Raw genomic sequence first — 6255 nt, forward strand, 5'->3', positions numbered from 1 at the left:
GCTGTTCCACCAAGCCCAACCCCGCGATTTCCCGCTTGAGCGCTTCTCCGACGCCAGGCAACGCTCCGCGCCACCCAAACGCCGCGCGTGGCGTCCGAGAAACCTACACTAAAGCAGACGTTCGCCGCATAGAGGCGCTGATGTATAGCCAATATGAACTGGGCAGTCTAAGGCGGACATATGCCTGTTTCAGCGATAGCTAGGACACTGCCCTTGCTCGACACTTTGCCGCTGCCCGCGCGCTCATGCTCTCGGCCTAAGCTGGCCGGTCCAGCAAGTTTTCCAGGGGATCGTGCTCTTCGACAAAATGCCCGGATGAAACTTCCTTGAGCCTTGGCTGATAGGCCGCATCGGACGTCAGCCGCGACGGAATAAACCTCAACGCTGCTTTCGGATCCAAAGGCGAAGGCAATTCTCCGGGGATACGCAGCCGCTGCCGTGTGCGCTCAAGATGAGGGTCCGGGATTGGCACCGCCGAAATCAGAGATTTCGTATAAGGGTGGCGAGGCTCGTCATAAAGCGCATCGCGATCCGCCATTTCGACCACTCGTCCCAGATACAGAACCATGACCCGGTTCGACACGGCTCGCACGACCGACAAGTCATGGCTGATAAAGATCATCGCCATACCAAAATCGTCTTGCAAGCCTTTCAAAAGCCTCAGGATTTGTGCCTGTATCGACACATCGAGGGCCGAAACAGCCTCATCACAGATGACCAGCTTCGGCCGATTGATCATGGCCCGCGCAATGCCAACTCTCTGGTTCTGACCCCCAGATAATTCATGTGGATAGCGGTTCACCATGCGCGCGTCCAAGCCCACACGCTCCATCATTTTAGCCACTTCCATCTTGCGCTCAGCCAACGTCAACTCTGGCCGGAAAGTTCGCAAAGGTTCTGCGATCGAGGCAGAGATTGTCATCCGCGGATCAAGGCTCGCTAAGGGGTCTTGAAACACAATCTGCAGGTCCTTGCGTCTCGACTTCAATGCATGAGACGTCAACCCGACCAGGTCCTGTCCCAGCCAAGTCACCGCTCCGGCAGTCGGGGGTATGAGCTGCAAAACCGCCCGTGCAAGCGTCGACTTTCCGCAGCCGCTTTCACCGACGACCCCCAAAGTCTCGCCCGCGCGCAGATCAAAGCTGACACCATTCACGGCCTTCAACAGTACCGTCCCACTAAACAACCCACGGTCCTGTTTAATCGGGAAATGCACCATCACATCGTCCACGTTCAATATCGTCTCGGCGTCCGCCGCAACCGCGTGTGGTGCGTCGTCGGAATCGAGACGTGGCATCGCCGTCAGCAAGGACTTGGTGTAGTCCTTCTTCGGCGCCGAGAAAATCTCGTCCACCGAGCCGCTTTCCACAAATTCTCCATGCCGCATCACATGCACATCGCGGCACATTCGCGCCACCACGCCCATGTCATGCGTAATCAAGGCAATCGCCGTGCCTTCTTCCTTTTGAAGCCCCACCATCAGGTCCAGAATCTCGGCCTGCACCGTGACATCAAGCGCCGTGGTCGGCTCATCTGCGATCAGCACTTTCGGATTGCAGAGCATTGCCATGGCAATCATTACGCGCTGTCGCATGCCTCCCGAAAGCTCGTGCGGGTACTGATCCAACCGACGTTTCGCCTCGGGGATTTGCACCTTGTCCAGCCAACCCAAAGCGACCTTTTCGGCGTCCCGGCCCGACAATCCCTGATGAGACCGCAGCACTTCTTCCATCTGATTGACGATCTTCAGATGCGGCGTAAGCGCCGTTAGCGGATCCTGAAAGATCATCGAAATGTCACGCCCACGCAGACTGTTCAGCTCCGGAATCGAAACATTCAGCATCTCGCGACCCATCAATTGAACCGAGCCCGTAGCCAGCCCGTTTTTCGGCATCAACCCCATCGCGGCCATGAACGTCTGACTTTTGCCCGAGCCACTTTCGCCAACAATCCCAAGGCAGTCCCCCGCCTCAATATCAAAGGAAACGCCCTTCACCGCATCGATCATGCCGTCCTGCGTGGTGAAAGACACGTTCAGATCACGAACAGAAAACAAGGCCATCGTCAGCGATCCTTTGGGTCAAGCGCATCACGCAAACCATCTCCGATGAAAAACATGGTGATGATGATCGTGACGTAGAAAAACAGCGGAAAAAGCAACTGCCACAGTGTGCCATAGGCCATCGTCCCGGCCCCTTCGGCGATCAAGGCACCGAGCGACGTGTAGGGTTCCGAAATGCCCAGCCCCAGGAACGAGATAAAGCTCTCGGCCAAAATCATCTCTGGCACCAAAAGCGACGCATAGACGATCACTACGCCAAGCAGGTTCGGCAGAATATGGCGTATCATGATTGTGAACTCGCCAACGCCCGCCGCCCGCGCCGCTTCGATGAAATCACGGTTCTTCAAGGTCAGCGTCTGCCCCCTCACAATCCGTGCCATCGTCAGCCAACTGACCGCGCCCAGCGCCACGAACAACATGATGAACGATCGCCCCGCGACGACCAGCAACAGGATAATCACCAGTGTCGAAGGGATCGCCAGAAGGATATCGACAAAGCGCATCATTAGTCCGTCGATCCGACCCCCAAGATAGCCAGCGACAATCCCGTAAAGCGTCCCCACAATCAGGGCCATCGCCGCGCCGATAAGCCCTACCAGAAGTGACGTTGTCGTCGCCTGAATAACGCGGCTGTAAAGATCACGCCCCAGATCATCGACTCCGAAGAAATGCCCGCTCTCGACCGACGGCGCCCCAAGTCCGCGCACATCGCCCATCGCGGTCCAGTCGATCGTTTCGTTATCCCAGACCGCGAAAAAAGGCCCTGCCAGCGTGAACAACACGATACACCCAAGGGTCGCCACACAGACCATCGCCGCCTTGTTGCTGGTGAACCGGTCATAGGCATCCCGCCAGAGCGAACGGCCAACGACAGCCTGCTCGTTCACTGCTTCCGCCAATTCTATCGTCTTTTTGGAGCTTCCAAACATATGTCAGCCCCCTCAATACCGGATTTTCGGATCGAACCAGGCATAAGCAAGATCCGTGATAAGGTTCACCAGAACAGTCAGCCCGCCATAAAGGATCGTGACCCCCAACAGCACCGAATAATCCCGGCTCAACGCCGAGCCGACATAGGCTTGTCCCAAACCTCCAGTCGAAAAATAGATGTCCACGAACACCGACCCCGTCAGCACATAAACGAAGACCGGCCCTAGGTAGGACACGACCGGCAACAGCGTCGGCTTCATCGCGTGCTTCCAGATGATCTGGCGTTCCGGGATGCCCTTGGCCCGCGCCGTACGAATATAATTCGAGTTCAGAACCTCCAGCATCGACGACCGGGTGATCCTTGCGATGGACCCCATGTAGGAGGTCGAAAGTGCGATCACCGGCATGATCAGATACGGCCATGCACCCCCGTTCCAGCCACCGCCTGGTAACCAGCCAAGATAGAGTGTGAAGACCAAAATAAGGATTGGTCCCATGATGAAGTTCGGCAGCGCCTGTGCAGCAATACCTAATGAGACAGCAAAATAATCGATCCAAGTGTTGTGCCGGATCGCTGCCGCCACACCCAAGGTCACACCAACTGAAGTTGCCGCCAGAAACGATAGGAACCCGTAGGTCAGCGAGATCGGAAAGCCTTGCGCGATGATGTCATTCACATCGCGGTCCTTGAACTTGAAGGATGGTCCGAAATCAAAATGAAACACTATGTTGTAAAGGTAATCCCAAAACTGCTTCCACATCGGCTGATCCAGCCCATATCGTGCCTCAATATTGGCAAGAACTTGCGGCGGCAGTGGCCGCTCGGATGTGAAGGGGCCACCGGGGGCAACCTGTATCAGGACGAAGGACGCCGCGATCAGCAACAGCAGCGTCGGAATGGCCGCCAAAAGGCGACGGATCGAATAACCGAGCATATAATTTCCAATGAGTTAGCCGCCCCCGCCACACAACTGTGCGACGGGGGAAGCCGTTCAAACGCTTGGTTTATTCAGCGATTTTGTAGAGGCTTTTCGAGTACCAGTTCTGCTCGACGTTGTTCACAGGCCAGTTCCCGACATCGCTGTCCAGCATATAGACACCGGCATAGTGATAGATCGGAATCACAGGCTGTTCCTGCGCAATGATCGCCTCAACCCGCGTGTAGAGGTCCGACGTCTCGCTCGCGGTGCGGGCTTGCGTCATCAGACTGTCGATCTCCGCGCTAGAGAACTTACCGTCGTTGTATCCTGACGGCGTCGTCAGAAGATCGAGGAACGTGGACGCCTCGTTATAGTCGCCACACCATGCACCACGCGCCAGTTCAAAGTCCTGGTTGCCACGTGTTTCAAGGAAAACCTTCCACTCCATGTTGCCAAGTTCGGCTTCAACACCCAGCTTCTGCTTCCACATCTGGCTCATCGCCACTGCGATTTTCTTATGAGATTCCGATGTGTTGTAGATCATGCTGAACTTGAGCGGATTGTCGGGACCATAGCCTGCCTCTGCCAGCAGTTCCTTGGCTTTCGCATCACGCTCGGCTTGCGTCATCGACGCCATTTCCGATGCAGGCGGCTCGAAGTTGGCAACCGCAGCGGGCGTAAAGCTGTAGGCTTCTGGCTGACCACCTGCCAGCACGTTCTCTACGATGATCTTGCGATCCACAGCCATCGCAAGGGCCTTGCGCACGCGCACGTCCTTGAATTGCTCCGGGCCATCATTCGAAAGGTTAAACGTGTAATAATAGTTGCACAGACGCGGGAAACTGATCGCCTCTTCCGGATGTTCTTCCTTCAGGCGCGGGAACTGACCTGCCGGCACTTCAGTCCGGTCAAGCTCGCCCGCCATATAACGCGTCAAAGCGACATTCTCGTCGTTGATCACAAGGGCGACGACCTTATCGATGATCGTGTTCTCATTATCCCAATACATAGGATTGCGCTCGCGAACGGACCGCTCGTTGGGCAGATGTTCGGTCAGGACATAAGCACCGTTTGACACGATATTCTCGGGCTTGGTCCAGTCAGCGCCATGCGCCTCAATTACCGAACGCGGCGCGGGGAACAATGTCGAATGCGTCGTCATCGTCGCAAAATATGGCAACGGCGCTGACAGTGTGATTTCCAAAGTTCGGTCGTCGATTGCTTTCACACCAAGATCAGTGATCGGTGCGTCGCCTGCGATAATCTTGGCAGCATTTTCGATCGACGTGATCTCCATGTACCAAGCGTAAGGCGAGGACAATTCAGGATCGACAGCGCGCTGCCAGGCGTAGACGAAATCACCCGCAACCACCGGATCACCGTTCGACCACTTGGCGTTGCCACGCAAAGTGAATGTATACACGGTCTTGTCGTCATTCGTCGTGAACCCGGTCGCGACACCCGGCACAAGGTTGCCGTCTTCGTCCTGGTTCATAAGGCCTTCGAAAAGATCGCGCACGACTTCGGCGCCGGTGACATCTTCCACAACCTGCGGATCAACGGAGCTGTGTTCGTCCAGCACGCGATAGGTGAAGGTTTGGTCATCCGCGAGCGGTTCCCCGGTCGTCGGGTGTGTACCGGCCGCCAGAACTGGCGACGCAAGCATGGTGGTAGCGACCAAAGTCGCGAGGGCGGAATTTCTAATATGCTTCATGGAAAGGCTCCCTGTTGTTTCTTGATAAAACAGAGACTGCGCCCGCCCAGCGCAAGAGTCCAGTATTTCAAACTCGTTCTGACCACGCGTCATGCAGACCAATGCACCCATGGAAACAGCGTGTGATTGATGTAAGAAATCCTTCCAAAAACCAAAGAATCTGCCGTTTGCCAACTCCAGAAAAGCGCTTGCCCAAAAAGTCCAGCTGTGTCGTTCTTCCGCGTGCTCAAATCATCTGCAATGAATTTCAGTAGGTGACGATACCCACATGCGCTCGCCATCACCTGTATCAACTCGACACCTGCCTAAAAGAAGTTCGCAAGCTACCGCTCGAATTTCTCCGCCACCAACCAGCCTACCAGAAGCGGCTCTTGCGACCCGAGCCCAACAGGGAAATTGTTTGTATGACAAGCCCGCAACCCAAGACCCCCCAACGGCCTTCGCCGCAGCGAATGTCTGCTTTCCTTCCATAGTAACCGATGCTGCACGATGCACGAATGACCGGTCTGGCGAAGCTGCGGCGCAGCATCAGATCGACCGACGAGCGGCAGCTAAGGGCCGTTCATGTTGGTCGGGGCGAGATCGTTTGGCAGGGTCGCTGCGATGCGGCTAATGGCAGCAAGGAGCCC

General features: G+C 56.0%; 5 protein-coding genes. 1 reads left to right on the forward strand and 4 read right to left on the reverse strand.

The window, feature by feature from the left end; translation table 11 throughout:
- Positions 1–203 (forward strand): hypothetical protein (locus tag AC221Y_RS18620; RefSeq protein WP_486708003.1); only part of this gene is annotated, 203 nt, incomplete at its 5' end.
- 53 nt (positions 204–256) lie between these two features.
- Here the strand turns inward: AC221Y_RS18620 and AC221Y_RS18625 are convergent.
- The 4 genes from AC221Y_RS18625 to AC221Y_RS18640 form a co-directional block, all read right to left on the reverse strand.
- Entirely contained in the window at positions 257–2062 is a 1806-nt protein-coding gene (locus AC221Y_RS18625; RefSeq protein ID WP_299758614.1) for an ABC transporter ATP-binding protein, read from the reverse strand.
- Positions 2063–2064: 2 nt separating this feature from the next.
- Positions 2065–2991, reverse strand: coding sequence for an ABC transporter permease (locus AC221Y_RS18630; protein ID WP_299758612.1), 927 nt, complete (start codon positions 2989–2991; stop codon positions 2065–2067).
- A 12-nt stretch (positions 2992–3003) separates the two neighbouring features.
- Positions 3004–3927, reverse strand: a complete 924-nt coding sequence (oppB, locus tag AC221Y_RS18635) for an oligopeptide ABC transporter permease OppB (protein WP_093975570.1) — start codon at positions 3925–3927, stop codon at positions 3004–3006.
- Positions 3928–3997: 70 nt separating this feature from the next.
- Positions 3998–5626, reverse strand: coding sequence for a peptide ABC transporter substrate-binding protein (locus tag AC221Y_RS18640; protein WP_299758609.1), 1629 nt, complete (start codon positions 5624–5626; stop codon positions 3998–4000).
- Positions 5627–6255 lie beyond the last annotated feature (629 nt).

It is taken from the genome of Boseongicola sp. (genome assembly GCF_057460485.1).

Bases quoted from the DNA above. Each gene is read 5' to 3' on its own strand.
- AC221Y_RS18625 (WP_299758614.1), bottom strand. From the start codon at position 2,062: ATGGCCTTGTTTTCTGTTCGTGATCTGAACGTGTCTTTCACCACGCAG.
- AC221Y_RS18640 (WP_299758609.1), bottom strand. From the start codon at position 5,626: ATGAAGCATATTAGAAATTCCGCCCTCGCGACTTTGGTCGCTACCACC.
- oppB (WP_093975570.1), bottom strand. From the start codon at position 3,927: ATGCTCGGTTATTCGATCCGTCGCCTTTTGGCGGCCATTCCGACGCTG.
- AC221Y_RS18630 (WP_299758612.1), bottom strand. From the start codon at position 2,991: ATGTTTGGAAGCTCCAAAAAGACGATAGAATTGGCGGAAGCAGTGAAC.